18 protein-coding genes are annotated in these 16,041 nt (G+C 29.9%); 12 read left to right on the forward strand and 6 right to left on the reverse strand.

The features are described from left to right. The first annotated feature begins 21 nt into the window (after positions 1–21). From FIA58_RS06550 to FIA58_RS06580, 7 genes are all read left to right on the forward strand, one after another. The gene (locus FIA58_RS06550) at positions 22–225 is read left to right on the forward strand and encodes a membrane or secreted protein (RefSeq protein WP_140961389.1); all 204 of its coding nucleotides are present in this window, start codon (positions 22–24) and stop codon (positions 223–225) included. A gap of 15 nt (positions 226–240) precedes the next feature. Then, the gene (locus FIA58_RS06555) at positions 241–1,353 is read left to right on the forward strand and encodes a glycosyltransferase (RefSeq protein WP_140961391.1); all 1,113 of its coding nucleotides are present in this window, start codon (positions 241–243) and stop codon (positions 1,351–1,353) included. After that, positions 1,344–1,925 (forward strand): RNA polymerase sigma factor, encoded by a 582-nt coding sequence (locus FIA58_RS06560; RefSeq protein ID WP_140961393.1) that lies wholly within the window; start codon positions 1,344–1,346, stop codon positions 1,923–1,925. Before FIA58_RS06555 ends, FIA58_RS06560 begins: the two co-directional genes overlap by 10 nt. Before the next feature lie 38 nt (positions 1,926–1,963). Next, positions 1,964–3,208 (forward strand): MFS transporter, encoded by a 1,245-nt coding sequence (locus FIA58_RS06565; RefSeq protein WP_140961395.1) that lies wholly within the window; start codon positions 1,964–1,966, stop codon positions 3,206–3,208. A gap of 204 nt (positions 3,209–3,412) precedes the next feature. Continuing rightward, complete coding sequence (gene lipA, locus FIA58_RS06570) at positions 3,413–4,288, forward strand: lipoyl synthase (protein ID WP_140961398.1); 876 nt, start codon at positions 3,413–3,415, stop codon at positions 4,286–4,288. Positions 4,289–4,368: 80 nt separating this feature from the next. After that, positions 4,369–5,385, forward strand: coding sequence for a type I glyceraldehyde-3-phosphate dehydrogenase (gene gap, locus FIA58_RS06575; protein WP_140961400.1), 1,017 nt, complete (start codon positions 4,369–4,371; stop codon positions 5,383–5,385). Positions 5,386–5,474: 89 nt separating this feature from the next. Beyond that, complete coding sequence (locus tag FIA58_RS06580) at positions 5,475–7,679, forward strand: tetratricopeptide repeat-containing hybrid sensor histidine kinase/response regulator (protein WP_140961402.1); 2,205 nt, start codon at positions 5,475–5,477, stop codon at positions 7,677–7,679. On the opposite strand, the gene FIA58_RS06585 is transcribed toward FIA58_RS06580, so the two are convergent. Both FIA58_RS06585 and lpxK read right to left on the reverse strand, forming a co-directional pair. Then, positions 7,663–8,475 (reverse strand): purine-nucleoside phosphorylase, encoded by an 813-nt coding sequence (locus FIA58_RS06585; RefSeq protein ID WP_140961404.1) that lies wholly within the window; start codon positions 8,473–8,475, stop codon positions 7,663–7,665. The genes FIA58_RS06580 and FIA58_RS06585 overlap by 17 nt on opposite strands. Continuing rightward, the gene (gene lpxK, locus FIA58_RS06590) at positions 8,447–9,454 is read right to left on the reverse strand and encodes a tetraacyldisaccharide 4'-kinase (RefSeq protein WP_140961406.1); all 1,008 of its coding nucleotides are present in this window, start codon (positions 9,452–9,454) and stop codon (positions 8,447–8,449) included. Before lpxK ends, FIA58_RS06585 begins: the two co-directional genes overlap by 29 nt. Positions 9,455–9,499: 45 nt before the next feature. Here lpxK and FIA58_RS06595 point away from each other — a divergent pair, with 45 nt between their 5' ends. Together FIA58_RS06595 and FIA58_RS06600 are read left to right on the forward strand one after the other, a co-directional pair. Beyond that, a complete protein-coding gene (locus FIA58_RS06595) occupies positions 9,500–10,594 on the forward strand; it encodes a Nif3-like dinuclear metal center hexameric protein (protein WP_140961408.1) in 1,095 nt (364 codons plus the stop codon). A gap of 1 nt (position 10,595) precedes the next feature. Then, the gene (locus FIA58_RS06600; protein WP_140961410.1) at positions 10,596–11,375 is read left to right on the forward strand and encodes a zinc ribbon domain-containing protein; all 780 of its coding nucleotides are present in this window, start codon (positions 10,596–10,598) and stop codon (positions 11,373–11,375) included. A 68-nt stretch (positions 11,376–11,443) separates the two neighbouring features. Here the strand turns inward: FIA58_RS06600 and FIA58_RS06605 are convergent, their stop codons facing one another. Continuing rightward, the gene (locus FIA58_RS06605) at positions 11,444–11,695 is read right to left on the reverse strand and encodes a hypothetical protein (protein ID WP_140961412.1); all 252 of its coding nucleotides are present in this window, start codon (positions 11,693–11,695) and stop codon (positions 11,444–11,446) included. A gap of 246 nt (positions 11,696–11,941) precedes the next feature. Between FIA58_RS06605 and rluF the strand changes: the two genes are divergently transcribed. Genes rluF through FIA58_RS06620 form a run of 3 tightly spaced genes read left to right on the forward strand, consistent with a single transcriptional unit; the run spans position 11,942 to position 14,585 of the window. Next, positions 11,942–12,733 carry a 23S rRNA pseudouridine(2604) synthase RluF gene (rluF, locus tag FIA58_RS06610; RefSeq protein WP_140961414.1) on the forward strand — a complete coding sequence of 264 codons (792 nt, stop codon included), beginning with the start codon at positions 11,942–11,944 and terminating at the stop codon, positions 12,731–12,733. A gap of 20 nt (positions 12,734–12,753) precedes the next feature. Continuing rightward, positions 12,754–13,206 (forward strand): hypothetical protein, encoded by a 453-nt coding sequence (locus tag FIA58_RS06615; protein ID WP_140961416.1) that lies wholly within the window; start codon positions 12,754–12,756, stop codon positions 13,204–13,206. Positions 13,207–13,244: 38 nt separating this feature from the next. After that, a complete protein-coding gene (locus FIA58_RS06620) occupies positions 13,245–14,585 on the forward strand; it encodes a DEAD/DEAH box helicase (protein ID WP_140961418.1) in 1,341 nt (446 codons plus the stop codon). Between the two features lie 144 nt (positions 14,586–14,729). On the opposite strand, the gene FIA58_RS06625 is transcribed toward FIA58_RS06620, so the two are convergent. The 3 genes from FIA58_RS06625 to FIA58_RS06635 form a co-directional block, all read right to left on the reverse strand. Next, positions 14,730–14,888, reverse strand: a complete 159-nt coding sequence (locus FIA58_RS06625; protein WP_165928869.1) for a hypothetical protein — start codon at positions 14,886–14,888, stop codon at positions 14,730–14,732. A gap of 170 nt (positions 14,889–15,058) precedes the next feature. Next, positions 15,059–15,553 (reverse strand): GNAT family N-acetyltransferase, encoded by a 495-nt coding sequence (locus FIA58_RS06630; RefSeq protein WP_140961420.1) that lies wholly within the window; start codon positions 15,551–15,553, stop codon positions 15,059–15,061. Positions 15,554–15,680: 127 nt separating this feature from the next. After that, positions 15,681–15,989: a DUF3467 domain-containing protein gene (locus FIA58_RS06635; RefSeq protein WP_140961422.1), complete on the reverse strand. Its 309-nt coding sequence runs from the start codon at positions 15,987–15,989 to the stop codon at positions 15,681–15,683. Positions 15,990–16,041: the final 52 nt, after the last annotated feature.

The raw sequence follows: 16,041 nt of genomic DNA on the forward strand, positions 1-16,041 counted from the left end.
AGATTTTTTTATTAAATAAAGATGAAATTAATATTACTTACAATAGGACTTCTTGCTGTAGCAGTGTTAGGAATTACCATTAAAATTTGGGGGAAAAAAGATGGAAAATTTGCTGGTACCTGTGCCAGTCAAAGCCCTTTCTTGAATCCTGATGGAGAAAATTGTAGTTTTTGCGGTAAAACAGCCGAAGAAATGAAAGATTGCAAAGAAAGCTCACATTCCTAATTTTAGATTCCTGATATGGTTTTCACAATCTTACTAATCACTTTAGCAGTTATAGTTGGTATTCAATTTATATACTATATATTTATTTTTGGGCAATTTTCGTTTGCAAAAAAAACAACAAGCACCACTCTTACTAAAGTTCCTGTATCTGTTATTGTATGTGCTAAGAATGAAGTAGAAAACATAAAGAAATTCTTTCCTATTTTAATTACTCAAAATTATCCTGAATACGAAATAGTCCTCATAGATGATGCTTCAACAGATGAAACACTTGAATTATTTGAAGAGTATGAAAAAGAATATACTAATGTAAAAGTAGTTAAAGTTAAAAACAATGAAACCTTTTGGGGAAACAAAAAATACGCTTTAACATTAGGAATTAAAGCTGCAAAAAATGATTATCTCCTTTTTACCGATGCAGATTGTTTTCCAAACACTAAAAATTGGATTAGCCAAATGGCTGAACAGTTTACCAATGAAAAAAGTATTATTCTAGGATATGGTGCTTATGAAAAAATCAAGAATTCCTTTTTAAATAAAATTATTCGATTAGAAACACTTCTAACAGCTACACAATATTTTGGATGGGCAAAAATTGGAAAACCATATATGGGTGTAGGTCGAAATTTAGCTTATACAAAAAAAGAATTTTATAGTGCTGGTGGATTTATTGAACACATGAAAGTAAGATCTGGTGATGATGACTTGTTTGTAAATCAAGTAGCAAATAAATCCAATACAGCAATTTGCTTCACTCCAGAAAGTTTTACTTATTCTGAACCTAAAAAATCTTTTAAAGATTGGTTCAACCAAAAAAGAAGACATGTTTCTACCGCAAAGCTATATAAAGGTTTTGACCGTTTTCAATTGGGTCTATTTTATATTTCACAGTTATTATTCATTTTACTTGCTGTGATTCTTTTAGCTTTTCAGTTTGAATGGATGTTGGTTTTAGGCTTAATTATCTTTAGATATGCCTTCACATGGGTTAGTTTAGGGTATGCTGCAGGAAAATTAAATGAAAAAGACACTTTGCCTTGGTTTCCAATTATCGAAATACTACTAATATTTACACAACTAAACGTTTTCTTTACTAATCTTTTTTCAAAACCAGTACATTGGAAATAAATTCTGAAATTATCCAAAAAAACATTGAATCAGCCAAAACTGGTGACCAAGTTGCATTTACTTTTTTACTTGACTTTTTCTGGAATGAGGTATACGGTTTTATGTTAAAAAGAACAGAAAATGAGACCGACACAGATGATATTACTATAGAAACATTTGCTAAAGCTTTTGACAAGATTACGACCTATAATCCTGAATTTGGCTTTAATACTTGGTTAATAACCATTGCAAAGAATGTTCATATAGACATGCTACGCAAGAAAAAATCATCTTTATTTATTGATATTTCTGACAGTGATGACGATAGTGCCTTTAATGTAGCAGACGAAACTCCTTCTATAGAAGATGAAATCATTACTGAGCAAAACTTGTCTCAACTTTTGAGTTACATTAAAAGATTAAAACCTGCATATCAAGAAGTGATTCAGCTACGTTATTTTCAAGAAATGAGCTATCAAGATATGTCAGAGACACTGGAAGAACCTCTTAACAATATTAAGATTAAATTACTTCGTGCTAAAAAGTTGCTAGCCGAAATTATTACTAAAAAAGAGAAAAAGAAATCTAAATAACTTTTCTATATTTGGGTATAATCCAATTTTAGAAATTAATGAATTCATTTACTACTTCTCAAAAATTAAAACATTTATTTTCTTTACCTGTAATTGTTGCTGCATTAGGCTATTTTGTTGATATTTATGATTTACTCCTTTTTGGAATTGTACGCATTCCTAGTTTAGAGTCTTTAGGATTGAATATTGACAAATCTGGATCGATGATTTTAAATGCTCAAATGTTCGGATTATTGATTGGTGGAATCATTTGGGGCGTTTTTGGGGATAAAAAAGGAAGACTTTCTGTTCTCTTTGGTTCTATTTTAGTGTATTCGTTGGCTAATATTGCTTGTGGCTTCTTACCCTACTTTCCACAAGAAAATATTGACATTACCTATGCTCTTATCCGTTTTATAGCAGGAATAGGTTTAGCTGGTGAATTAGGAGCAGGAATTACATTGGTTTCAGAATCCTTACCTAAAGAATTAAGAGCTATTGGCACTTCTATTGTAGCTGGTTTTGGTTTGTTAGGTGCTGTTGTTGCACAACTAACTGTACAATTAGCAGAAAATTGGACAATTGCCTATTTCGTTGGTGGCGGTTTAGGCTTACTACTACTGTTTCTACGTCTAGGAGTTGTAGAATCTGGCATGTTTAAAGAGATCAAAAAATCAGAGCACATTCAAAAAGGGAATTTCTTCTATTTGTTTACCAATTTCAATCGGTTTATAAAATATTTGAAATGTATTGCTATTGGTTTACCAACATGGTTTTGTGTTGGAATTCTTGCTGTAATGGGAAATCAATTTGCTAGTGCTTTTGGCATTGAAAGCATAAATCCTGGAAAAGCCATCATGTGGACTTATATTGGAATTTCGGTTGGTGATTTTGCCAGTGGTTTTATTTCACATTGGTTACATTCTCGTAAGAAAGCTATATTCTATATGATGCTATTCACAATAATTGGAGTTTGTTTGATGCTTTTTGGTGGTACGAAAACAGAGAACATGTATTATTTCTATTGTGCATGGCTAGGTTTAGGGACTGGTTACTGGGCCATGTTTGTAACCGTTGGAGCAGAACAATTTGGTACTAACATTAGAAGTACTGCTGCTACAACAATTCCTAACATGGTTAGAGGATTACTTCCTCTAATGTTGTTTAGTTTTGATTCTTTAAAGATTAATAATGGTGTAATAACTGCTGCTTCAATTGTTGGATTTGTGGTTTTTGCTTTAGGCATTTACTCTGCTTTAACTATTCCAGAAACACACAATACGGATTTAGATTTTACAGAATAACAAACTTTAGAGGTTCATCTGCGTTAGTGATGGAAACGGCATCCTTTTGTGTAATAAAATGAAACAAAAGATACAGTGAACAGCACGACCCTTGTGGGAACGCCCAAAAACAAAATTCAACGTTTTATTAAAGTTTGCTTTTTTTCTAACTTCTGACTGCTACCTTATAACTTCTTATTATCTTTGTAGTTCAAAATAAATTCTATGAATACAGTTTTAGAAAATGTTTTTCCACCAAGAGAACCGAAGCCAAAATGGTTGCGTGTGAAGCTACCTACTGGTAAAAAATATACTGAATTAAGAAGTTTAGTTGACAAATATAAATTGAATACGATTTGTACCTCTGGAAGTTGTCCGAATATGGGTGAATGTTGGGGAGAAGGCACAGCTACATTCATGATTTTAGGAAATATTTGTACCCGTTCTTGTGGTTTTTGCGGTGTAAAAACAGGAAGACCAGAAACAGTGGACTGGGACGAACCCGAAAAAGTAGCACGTTCAATAAAATTAATGCAAATTAAACATGCAGTTATTACTAGTGTAGACAGAGATGATATAAAAGATATGGGATCCATCATTTGGGCTGAAACAGTGAAAGCCATCAGAAGAATGAACCCGAATACTACACTAGAAACCCTTATTCCAGATTTTCAAGGCAATACAAGAAATTTAGATCGTATTATTGAAGTAGCTCCTGAAGTGGTTTCTCACAATATGGAAACCGTAAAACGTTTAACAAGAGAAGTGCGTATACAAGCTAAATATGAAAAAAGTTTAGAAGTATTACGTTACTTAAAAACGCAAGGAATCAAAAGAACGAAATCGGGAATTATGCTTGGTTTAGGAGAAACGGAAGAAGAAGTGATTCAAACCTTGCATGATTTGAGAGATGCCAATGTTGACATTGTGACTATTGGTCAATATTTACAACCTTCAAAAAAACACTTACCAGTAAAAGAGTATATTAAACCTGAGCAATTTGAGAAATACGAAAAAATAGGAAAAGAATTAGGTTTCAGACATGTAGAAAGTGGTGCGCTTGTGCGTTCTTCTTATCATGCAGAGAAACATATTTTATAAATACATTTAGTTGTATGCTGTAAGTTGTTCGTTACTACAAAGTACTAACAACTGATAACAAACAACTGATAACTCGAAAAATGAAAAAAACACGAATTGCAATTAATGGTTTCGGAAGAATTGGTAGAAATGTTTTCCGATTATTACTAAATCATCCTACTATAGAAGTTGTTGCTATCAACGATATTGCAGACAATAAGACCATGAGTCATCTCATAAAATATGATAGCATTCATGGTGTTTTACAAGAAAAAGTGAGTTTCAACAACAAAGCAATAGTTATTAATGAGAAGGAGTATCTATTCTTTCATGAGAAAGAAATTCAAAATTTAGATTGGAAATCTTTAGCTATTGATTTTGTAATTGAATCTACTGGGAAATTTAAAACTTGGGAAACTATTAACCAACATATTTTGGCTGGAGCCAAAAAAGTAATTTTATCCGTTCCTCCAGAAGATGAAACTATTAAAACGGTTGTTCTTGGTGTAAATGAAGATATCTTAGATGGTTCTGAAGTCATCGTTTCGAATGCAAGTTGCACCACCAATAATGCTGCACCAATGATAAAAGTGATTCAAGAACTTTGCGAAATTGAGCAAGCTTATATAACAACAGTCCATTCCTACACAACTGATCAAAGTTTACACGATCAACCCCATAAAGATTTAAGAAGAGCTAGAGGCGCTTCACAATCTATTGTACCTACTACAACTGGAGCCGCAAAGGCTTTGACCAAAATTTTTCCAGAATTAGAAGGTAAAATTGGTGGTTGTGGTATTCGAGTTCCAGTTCCAGACGGTTCCTTAACAGACATTACCTTAAATGTAAAAAAACAAGTAAGCATACAAGAAATCAATGCTGCTTTTAAACTAGCCTCAGAAACACATTTAAAAGGCATTTTAGATTATACCGAAGATCCAATTGTTTCCGTAGACATTATTGGTAATAAAAATTCTTGCTTGTTTGATGCTCAATTAACATCTGTTATTGATAAGATGGTAAAAATTGTGGGTTGGTATGATAATGAAATTGGTTATTCCTCAAGATTAATTAATCTAATAGAATATATATCAAAGAATAATTTAAATTTTGGCTAATTTATTCCAAACAAAAAAATAGCTTTCAAAAGAAAAAAAACATATTTTTGTTGGTAACTGTTTGACTAAAACTTTAAAATTCGATTTTAATGAAAAGCTACTTAATTGCTTTTTTTTTCATTTGTACTTTTAGTAATTCACAATCACTTCTAAAAGAAACAACGCAAATAAATGATAGTATTGACTATTATTTAGAAATAGCATCGTTTAATAAAGAAGACAAACATTCGTTCAACAAAGCTATTATATATACAGAAAAAGCCATTCTTTATGCTAAAAATAAAAAAATAGATAAGAAACTCCCTAATTGCTATTTAATTCTTGGAAGTATTTATTATGATTTAGAAAAAACAGACACTGCTATTGAAAACTTTATTCGAAGCATTAATCTTTACAAAGCTAAAGAGCCCTCAGCAAATTTAGCATTAGCCTATTACAGTTTAGGAAAGTGTTATTTAGAAAAAGACAAAGTAGAACTTTCGGAAGTATATTTTAAAAAAGCTAGCGAAATTTATGAAAAATTAAATTTCACAGATGCAATTCAGCTTATAAAAATTCAAAAGGGAATTATTCAAAAAAACAAAAGGGAATATGATAATGCCATTTCAATTTTTTCATCTGTAATCAATAACATTAGTAATGATGCTTTTATTGAAACAAAAATTGAAGCCTATTACCAAATTGGAGAGATAGAAATTATTAAAAAACATTATGAAGAAGCCATTACAAATTTTAACATTGCGTTGAAATTAAATGAGAAAAATTCTGAAAACATACCACTCCAGAAAAAAATTTTAAAACAATTAAGTCTGACTCATAAAATTAACAATGAGTTTACTGAATCACAAATGTATTTAGAAAAATATGTAGCTATTGTTGATTCATTAGGCAATTATTACAATCATTCCTTAACAGAAAATACTTTTGATAAAATTCAATTTGACAAACAACTAAAAACTATTGAACAACTCGATAAAGACAAAAAAATTCAGCAACGTTCACTACGCTTTAATAAATTGATCAGTATACTTAGCATTGCTTTAATTTCTATTTTATCACTACTTAGTTTATCGCTTTACAAAAACAATAAAATTAGGATTAGCACTAATAAGCTTCTTAAAGAAAAAAATAAAGAACTTACCATTGAAAAAAACAAAGCTGAAAGAGCAAGTAAAGCAAGAGCCGAATTTCTAGCAACTGTTAGCCATGAACTTAGAACTCCATTAAATGCAATAAATGGAATTACCTACTTGTTATTAAATGAAAAACCAAAAGCAACTCAATTAAACTATTTAAAATCATTAGAATTTTCTGGAAAATATCTTTTGACATTTATTAATGATATTTTAGAAATAAATAGATTAGAATCTGACAAAGTACTGGTTGAAAAAATTAATTTCAATTTACCTGAACTTCTTGAAAACATTAAAACTTCATTTAATGAATTTATTGAAGAAAACAATATTAATTTCCATCTCTTAATAGACAAGAGTATAGAGCCAAATATTATTGGCGACCCAACAAAAATATCTCAAATCATAATTAACTTAGTAAATAATGCTATTAAGTTTAGTAAAAATGGAGATGTTTGGCTTTCTATAAAGAAGAAAAAAGATTTCGATAATAAAGTCGTTTTATCATTTGAAGTAAAAGATAATGGTATAGGTATTCCTAAAGAAAAGCAAGCTACTATTTTTGAAAGTTTTAGTCAAGGTTCAGTTGAAGTAAACAGAACTTATGGTGGCACAGGATTAGGATTATCTATTGTAAAAAAAATAGTAGAAATTTTAGGTAGTGAAATTTACTTAGAAAGTGATACAAATAAAGGAACTAGCCTGAAGTTTGATTTAACATTCAAAAAGGGAAAAGAAGAAGTAAAAAAAATAGCTGAAATTATTTCAAAAGAAAATTTAATTTTAGGCAAAAAGAAAAAAATACTCTTGGTTGAAGATAATAAAATCAACCAAATGATAACACAGAAAATGCTAGAACAAAAAGGCATTTCTTGTTTTACCATAGATAACGGTGAAGAAGCTATCAATCACTTAATGGAAAATGAGTATGACTTGGTTTTAATGGATGTTCATTTACCAGGTATAAATGGTACTGAAGCAACATTAGAAATAAGAAAGTTTAGCCCAACAATACCTATTATAGCTTTAACCGCTATTTCTCTTAATGAAAATAGAGAGATGTTACTTTCCTATGGAATGGACGAGGTTATCATGAAACCATTTGTTCCTGAAGAATTTTATGAAATATTATTCCGTTTTTTAGCTAAAAATCAAGAATAAAGTTTTTAATTAAATTTCTAACATGAGGTTCCGCTTTTTTAGCAGCTTCTAAAACTTCCTCATGGTTTACTTCATGAATTTGCCCTTCATTACCCATATCTGTAATAACAGAAATACCTAAGCAATCCATATTCATATGTTTCGCGACAATTACTTCAGGAACGGTTGACATTCCAACGCAATCTGCCCCCATATTTTTTACCATTTTGTATTCTGCCAAAGTTTCAAAAGTAGGTCCTTGTAAAGCCAAATAAACTCCTTCTTTAACATCGATTTTTAACTCTTTCGCAATTTGTTTTACTTTATCAATCATTTCTTTAGAATAAGGCTCGCTCATATTCACAAAACGCGGTCCAAATCTTTCATCATTATGTCCACGTAAAGGATGTTCTGGCATCATATTTATATGATCTTTTATAATCATTACATCGCCCACTTTAAAAGAAGAATTTACACCTCCAGAAGCATTTGAAACAATTAACTTTTCAATTCCCAATTGTTTCATCACACGAATAGGAAAAGTAACTTGTCTCATATCGTACCCTTCATAATAATGAAAACGACCTTGCATAGCCATTATTTTTCTATCTCCAATGGTTCCAAATAATAATGCTCCCTTATGTCCTTGCACGGTAGAAACTGGAAAATTAGGAATATCACTATAAGAAATAGAACATTCAACTGAAATATCATCAGCAAAACCACCTAATCCAGAACCTAAAACTACTGCATATTCAGGTTTGAAATTAGTTTTAGAACTAATAAAACTAGCTGTTTCTTGTACTTTTTCCCACATAATCTAAAATTTTAGTATTAAAATTGGTTTCATTTTGTATCAATCTACTTTGAATGGGCAAATAATACAATTGACTACTTGGAATTTTTCCATCTAATCTCATATAATCTTTTTCAGTAGTTATTATTTTTCTGTTATTGGCTGTCACCAAAATCTTTTTAATATCATCTTCACTAAAATCATGATGATCTGGAAAAGTTATTTTTTCGTCGCTTTGGTTTCCCAAAAAATCAAAAAACAAATCGGGTTTTGCAATTCCTGCTACTAATACTTTCTCTTCTTTAAAAGAATTTATTTCAATTTTATTTGTTTTAGAATAAATATATTGATCATAAACAATTGTACTGAAATAAACAGGAACCTCAACCATTAATTGCTGTTTAATTTTCATTTGTGCAATATCCGATAAATCATTAGGACATTTTGTGACAATTATCAGGTTTGCCCTTTTTTTTCCCATTTCTGGTTCTCTTAAATTACCAAAGGGTAAAATATAATCATCACTAAACAAATCGTTATAAGTTGTAAGCAAAATATAGAAACCTGCTTTTACTTTTCTATGTTGAAAAGCATCATCAAGTAAAACAACATCTGGTTTGTGATTTAATAATTCAGTTATTCCATTTCTTCTATTAGCATCAACAGCAACTAAAACTTCTGGAAACTTCGTATAAAACTGAAAAGGTTCATCCCCTAGATCTTTCTCAGATGTATTTTCATTGGCTAAAATATACCCTTTAGAAGCTCTTTTATAACCTCTACTCAAAGTTGCTACTTTATAATTTTTTAACAAACGAATTAAATATTCAATTTGAGGTGTTTTACCTGTTCCACCAACACTCAAATTTCCAACAGCGATAATAGGAATACTGAAAGACTGGCTTTTGAATAGTCCAATATCATATAAAAAATTACGCAAATAGGTAATTACCCAATAAGGTAAGGATAAAGGAAATAATATTTTTCTTAAAAAAATCATAGCACGAAAGTAGCAATTTTTTATCTTTGAAATAAATATATCGTAATGAAACTTTTTGAAATACTTCCAATCCTTGAAGAACTAGCTCCACTAGCCTATGCTGAAGATTTTGACAACGTAGGATTGTTAGTCGGTAACCCAAACGAGACTATAAATGGCATTTTAGTTTGTCATGATGCGTTAGAAAATGTTGTTGATGAAGCCGTTTCAAAAAAATGCAATCTTATCGTTTGTTTTCATCCTATTCTTTTTAGTGGATTAAAGAAAATTACAGGTAAAAACTATGTAGAAAGAGCTATTGTAAAAGCTATAAAAAATGACATTGCTATTTACGCGGTTCACACAGCTTTAGACAACCATCAAAAAGGTGTAAATAAAATATTTTGTGATGCATTAGGACTTACAAATACTAAAATTTTGATTCCTAAAGAAAATTACATCAAAAAACTAGTAACTTACACCATTCCTGAAAACGCTACTTCTTTAAGAGATACCTTATTTGAAGCTGGAGCTGGAAAAATAGGAAATTATGAAGATTGTAGTTTTAATAGTCAAGGTATTGGTACCTATTTAGGCAATGAAAACAGTAATCCTGAAATTGGAGAGCGATTTGAATTTGTTGAAAATAAAGAAATAAAAATAGAAGTTACTTTTGAAAAGCATTTAGAGTCCAAAATTTTAAAAGCGCTATTTAAAAATCATGTTTACGAAGAGGTTGCTTACGAAATTTACGCACTAACCAATAAACATCAAAATATAGGTTTAGGAATGATTGGTGAATTTCCTGAAGCTATGAATGAGAAACAATTTTTATCCTTAGTAAAAAACAAAATGCAAAGTGGTGGCATTAGACATAGCGCTTTTTTAAATAAAGAAATTAAAAAAGTAGCCGTTTTAGGAGGTTCTGGAAGTTTTGCTATTAAGGCTGCTTTACAAGCTGGAGCAGATGCTTTTTTGACCTCCGATTTAAAATATCACCAATTTTACGAAGCAGAAGGCAAGCTACTTTTAGCTGATATTGGTCACTTTGAGAGTGAAAGATACACAAAAAATTATATTGTTGATTATCTTAAAGAAAAAATCACTAATTTTGCAGTCGTTTTATCAGAAGAAAATACAAATCCTGTTCAATACTTTTAATATGGCAAACAAAAAAGAACTTAGCGTAGAAGATAAATTAAGAGCACTTTATGCTTTACAGCTAGTTGACTCAAAGATTGATGAAATACGTAACGTTAGAGGAGAGCTTCCTCTAGAAGTGGAAGATTTAGAAGACGAAGTTGCCGGTCTAACTACTCGTTTAGATAAATTAAAATCAGATTTAGAAACTATCGATGTGCAAATCAAGGAAAAGAAAAATGCCATTGATGATCATAAAGCTAACATCAAGAAATACTTAGAACAACAAAAAAATGTTCGTAATAACAGAGAATTTAATTCTTTAACAAAAGAAGTTGAGTTTCAAGAATTAGAAATTCAATTGGCTGAAAAGCACATTAAAGAAATGAAAGGTTCTATTGAACATAAAAAAGAAGTTTTAGGACAATCTAAAGAAAGATTAGATGCTAAACAACAACATTTAAAACACAAAAAAGCAGAATTAAGCGCTATTATGTCTGAAACTGAAAAAGAAGAAAACTTCTTAACAGAAAAATCAGCAGAATATCAAACACAAATTGAAGAGCGTTTATTAAGTGCTTACAATAGAATTAGAACAAGTGTTCGTAATGGATTAGCTGTTGTATCTATTGAAAGAGGTGCTTCTGCAGGTTCATTCTTTACTATTCCACCACAAACGCAAATGGAAATTGCTGGTCGTAAAAAAATCATCACAGATGAACACAGTGGAAGAATATTAGTAGATAACGTTCTTGCTGAAGAAGTAAAAGAAGAAATGGAAAAATTATTTGCAAAATTGTAATTCTCAGAATATATATAAAACCGATGATTTAAATAAATCATCGGTTTTTATGTTTAAATATGTTTTTATTATCCAACAAAACAAATATAAACCTGTGTTTCTGGTAACATAGCAACATTACCAGTTAAAGTATACCCATTATTTATAGCACATTGCTGAGTACTAAAGTAAATAGTTGTACCATTTTTCACTGCTTCATACCCTTGCACCATTGGTGGACTTACTTCTAATGCTGAAGAACTAGATGATTCTTGCAAAGTAAAACTAGCCATTGTTACAAATAGAAGCATTAAACCAAAAACATTAAAGAAATTTTTCATAATTAAGTTAATTTATTTATATGCTTACTTTTTATTTTAAGTCGCCTTCAGCTTTTCGACTTTTTATTTGAATAGATACTTTCTCAAAAACAACTTACTAACTTACACTTTTATACAAAAATAGCTACAAGTCATCTTAATTCATGTACAGTAAATCTGTAAAAAAAGTTAATTTTTAAGCAAACATGGCCATAGTGTTTTTTAAAAATAGATTTACAAATACTTTAAAAAACTTATCTTTGTAACATGAAAGAAGACAAATTAGTTCGCATCAATAAATTTTTATCAGAATCTGGATTTTGTTCTCGTAGAGAAGCCGATCGCTTAATTGAGCAAGGAAGAGTAACAATTAATGGAGTTGTTCCAGAAATGGGTACTAAAATTGGCCCAAGCGATGAAGTAAGAGTCAATGGAACACTGATACAAGAAAAAAAAGAAGCAAAAGTATATTTGGCTTTCAATAAACCACCAGGTATTGAGTGTACTACAAATCTTGATGTAAGAGACAATATAATTGATTATATTAATTATCCAGAACGTGTATTTCCCATTGGACGATTAGATAAAGGCAGTGAAGGTTTGATTTTCTTGACAAATGATGGAGATATCGTTAATAAAATACTTCGTGCCAGAAACAATCACGAGAAAGAGTATATTGTAACTGTAAACAAACCTATTACTGAACGTTTTATACAACAGATGAGTGATGGCATCCCAATACTTGAAACTATTACAAGAAAATGTAAAGTACAACAAGTAAGTAAATACATTTTTAGAATTGTCTTAACTCAAGGTTTAAATCGCCAAATTCGTAGAATGTGTGAATATTTAGATTACGAAGTAACAGCTTTAAAACGTACTCGAATCATTAATATTTCACTCGACGTTCCTCTAGGACAATATCGTTTATTAACAGAAAAAGAAATAGTCGATTTAAACCAGCTTATTGCTCCTTCTAGCAAAACAGAAGAAGCTAGTTTACCAAGCAATAAAAGTAAATTTACAGGGAAAAGAAATTACGGAGATAGGAATAGGTAGTTTGATTTTATAAACAATCCATGAAAAAAACATACATTTTCGCTTTAATTATTTTAGCGTCTAGTTGTGCATCTACAGAAATGACAATTCCTGATAAATTAGATCCTATTCACATAGCAAATGCCAAAGAGTTTGCTTTTTCACAATTTCAAAGTTGCACAACAGAAAGCTATATTCCTATTACAACTAAAATAGCAACACCTAGTTTCTCAAGAAGTTTGACAATCGATGTTTTAAAAGAATCTTGTAAGGAAATTAATGAAAGCAATGGAACTCTATTAAAATTGGAGATACAACAAACTTTAGTCTATAAAAAAACATTAATTTATAGATTTAAAGCTACTTATTCAAAAATTGAACATCATCCAGAAATTAGAGTATACTCAACTCTTGCTAATAAGTATAATGGATTAATTTTAAAACCTGAGTATTTAGAAAAATACACACCGTTTAAACCAGAAACAAAAATTTAGGAGAAACAAAACTCCTACCAATAAAAAAACATAAAAAAATGCCAAATCAATTTTCCAAATTAGGAATTGCTGTCCCAATACTAAAAAGTTTAGCCGATTTAAAAATCGACATTCCAACAGAAATTCAAGAGAAAACAATTCCTTTTTTATTAAACAAAACGGATGATTTTGTTGGATTAGCCAAAACTGGAACTGGAAAAACAGCAGCTTTTGGTTTGCCTTTATTACAATTAATTGAACTAAATAATAAAAATATTCAGGCTGTTATTCTAGTTCCGACAAGAGAATTAGGACATCAGATTTTTACTAACATGGAAGCTTTTGCTACCTATTTACCCGAAATTTCTATTGCTACAACCTGTGGAGGAATTCCTATCAAACCACAAATAGAACGTCTATCAAAACCCACTCATATAGTTATTGCAACTCCAGGACGTTTAATTGATTTAATTAAGCGAAATGCTATCAATATAAAGCATGCCAAATATTTAGTTCTAGATGAAGCGGATGAAATGGTAACCGTTTTGAAAGAAGGCTTAGATGAAATTATAGCAGAACTTCCAAAAAACAGAAGAACCATGTTGTTTTCTGCAACAATGCCTGGAACAATTAAGCAATTAATTCAAAACTACATGTCTAAGCACGTTACACAAATAAGTGCAAGCATGGAGACTATAGGAAACAACAGTATCAATCATCAATATGTAGTAGTAGATCCTATTGAAAAACTAGATATTTTAATGCATTTTCTTACCTCAAAAGAAGGTGAACGTGGTATTATTTTTTGTAAAACTAAAGCAGCAGTTAATAAATTAGCTAAAAATTTAGCGATAAATCGTTTTTCCTCTGGAGCTTTGCATGGTAGCTTAACACAACCTATTCGTGATCGCATTATGGATCAATTCCGTGAAGGTCATATCAATATATTAGTAGCCACTGATTTAGCAGCAAGAGGAATTGATGTAAAAGAGATTTCTTATGTAGTAAATTATCATCTACCAGATATTTATGAAGCCTACGTTCATAGAAGCGGAAGAACAGCTAGAGCTGGAGCAAATGGGTTATCGTTGACGGTTTTACAAGAAGAGGAAACTGCTGAATTAGCTGATTTTGAAAAGGAATTAGGTATTCGTTTTAAAGAATTTAAGAAACCGGATTATCAAAGTATAGAAGATAACAATGCTTTTTTATGGGCGAAACAAATTTTTAAAACAAAACCAAATAATGAAATTCCTCCTCTCTTAAAAGATAAAATTAAAACCGTTTTTCATCATTTAACGAAAGACGAATTAATTGAAAAATTGTTAGCCAATTATTTATTACAAAATAAAAATGAAGTTCTTGTGAAAGAAAAAACAACTTCAAAGAAGAAAAGATAAATTTAGCTTTTTAAAGTATTTGGTACTATAATATTCTACTGAAGTCCTAATAAAGGTTCCTTTTAAACAATATAGAAGAAACCTTTATCTTTTTTATCTAGCTTTGATTATAACTAATTGTAAATTAATAACTTAATTTTAATTTCACACTCTTATTTTCAACTTATCGATCTCATCATAATCAAAAACATAAGATTCACTTCTTATTTCATTTGCTTTGCAGTAATCAAAGTCTTGTAATTCACTATACCTTAAAGTAGACAAAGGATAAACTTTTGATGTTCCACATAAATTTAAAACCATTGTTCTTTACACTATAAACTATATCGCTTAAAAAAGCAATATCTGTAGAATTCATATTTCCTTTTTTATTTCTTTTAAACAATTGATTGTGTACTCTTGGGAAAAAGTATTTCAGAAAATGACAAAATAGATAACAAGAGTAATTGCTTCATTTTAATTTAAAAGTTATATTAAATCTCAACTTCCATTACATAATCATCCATTACATAATTGTTTCCAATATCTATTACTTCCTCTTTCACAATCTCAAAACCTAGTTTTTCGTAGAAGAATTTGGCTTTATTATATTTGTTTACATTTAAAAAAATAGCCTTTTGATTATTTTCTAACGCTTTTTCTTTAACATGGTAAAACAATTTTTTCCCTAAACCTGTTCCTTGTGTTTCGGGCAAAACGTATATTCTATGAATCTTTGTTTTTTCTGGTTTACAATTCAATTCATAAGATACAAATCCTAAGGGTTTATCTTTTTTGTCAATAGCAATATAAAAAACGTGTTTTGCTTCATTCCATAAACTCTCAAGAGCTTCAATAGAATAAAACTTTTCTAACATATACTTTAATTGTTCTTTTGATAAAATCTCTCCATAAGCCAAAGGCCAAACAGCATAAGCCAAATCTTTAATAATTTGGAGTTGGTTTTTATTTATTTTAATTATTCTCATACTATTATAATTAAAAAATGAATTTTAAGTAAATCTCTTCCGAAGAGTTAATAAAATTATAAACCATTTAGCTATCATAAAATTGAAATAATTTTTCTTCTAAATGGTTCATAAATATTTAAAAATGTTATGCTTGACCTGTTGGACCAAAATTTAAAGGAATTTGTGGTTGTTCTCCTTCTTCTATTTTACCATGTGCAGCTTCAAATCTTTGAATATTTTCTGCCATTGCTTTTAACAATCTTTTAGCATGCTGTGGAGTCAACACTATTCTTGATTTTACTTTAGCCTTTGGAACACCTGGCATAATTGCAATAAAATCTAATACAAATTCACTATTTGAATGATTAATGATAGCTAAATTAGAATAAATTCCTTCAGCCGTTTTTTCATCTAATTCAATATTAATCTGTCCTTGTGGGTTATTATTTTCCATAATTTTTTAATTTAAAAAAACCTAACAGAAAAATCTGTTAGGTTTTGGTTAT

Source organism: Flavobacterium jejuense, from assembly GCF_006491595.2.
GTDB lineage: Bacteria > Bacteroidota > Bacteroidia > Flavobacteriales > Flavobacteriaceae > Flavobacterium > Flavobacterium jejuense.

Coding starts and splice junctions, on each gene's coding strand:
- FIA58_RS06550 (WP_140961389.1), top strand. CDS start 22: ATGAAATTAATATTACTTACAATAGGACTTCTTGCTGTAGCAGTGTTA.
- FIA58_RS06555 (WP_140961391.1), top strand. CDS start 241: ATGGTTTTCACAATCTTACTAATCACTTTAGCAGTTATAGTTGGTATT.
- FIA58_RS06565 (WP_140961395.1), top strand. CDS start 1,964: ATGAATTCATTTACTACTTCTCAAAAATTAAAACATTTATTTTCTTTA.
- lipA (WP_140961398.1), top strand. CDS start 3,413: ATGAATACAGTTTTAGAAAATGTTTTTCCACCAAGAGAACCGAAGCCA.
- gap (WP_140961400.1), top strand. CDS start 4,369: ATGAAAAAAACACGAATTGCAATTAATGGTTTCGGAAGAATTGGTAGA.
- FIA58_RS06580 (WP_140961402.1), top strand. CDS start 5,475: ATGAAAAGCTACTTAATTGCTTTTTTTTTCATTTGTACTTTTAGTAAT.
- FIA58_RS06585 (WP_140961404.1), bottom strand. CDS start 8,475: ATGTGGGAAAAAGTACAAGAAACAGCTAGTTTTATTAGTTCTAAAACT.
- lpxK (WP_140961406.1), bottom strand. CDS start 9,454: ATGATTTTTTTAAGAAAAATATTATTTCCTTTATCCTTACCTTATTGG.
- FIA58_RS06595 (WP_140961408.1), top strand. CDS start 9,500: ATGAAACTTTTTGAAATACTTCCAATCCTTGAAGAACTAGCTCCACTA.
- FIA58_RS06600 (WP_140961410.1), top strand. CDS start 10,596: ATGGCAAACAAAAAAGAACTTAGCGTAGAAGATAAATTAAGAGCACTT.
- FIA58_RS06605 (WP_140961412.1), bottom strand. CDS start 11,695: ATGAAAAATTTCTTTAATGTTTTTGGTTTAATGCTTCTATTTGTAACA.
- rluF (WP_140961414.1), top strand. CDS start 11,942: ATGAAAGAAGACAAATTAGTTCGCATCAATAAATTTTTATCAGAATCT.
- FIA58_RS06615 (WP_140961416.1), top strand. CDS start 12,754: ATGAAAAAAACATACATTTTCGCTTTAATTATTTTAGCGTCTAGTTGT.
- FIA58_RS06620 (WP_140961418.1), top strand. CDS start 13,245: ATGCCAAATCAATTTTCCAAATTAGGAATTGCTGTCCCAATACTAAAA.
- FIA58_RS06625 (WP_165928869.1), bottom strand. CDS start 14,888: ATGGTTTTAAATTTATGTGGAACATCAAAAGTTTATCCTTTGTCTACT.
- FIA58_RS06630 (WP_140961420.1), bottom strand. CDS start 15,553: ATGAGAATAATTAAAATAAATAAAAACCAACTCCAAATTATTAAAGAT.
- FIA58_RS06635 (WP_140961422.1), bottom strand. CDS start 15,989: ATGGAAAATAATAACCCACAAGGACAGATTAATATTGAATTAGATGAA.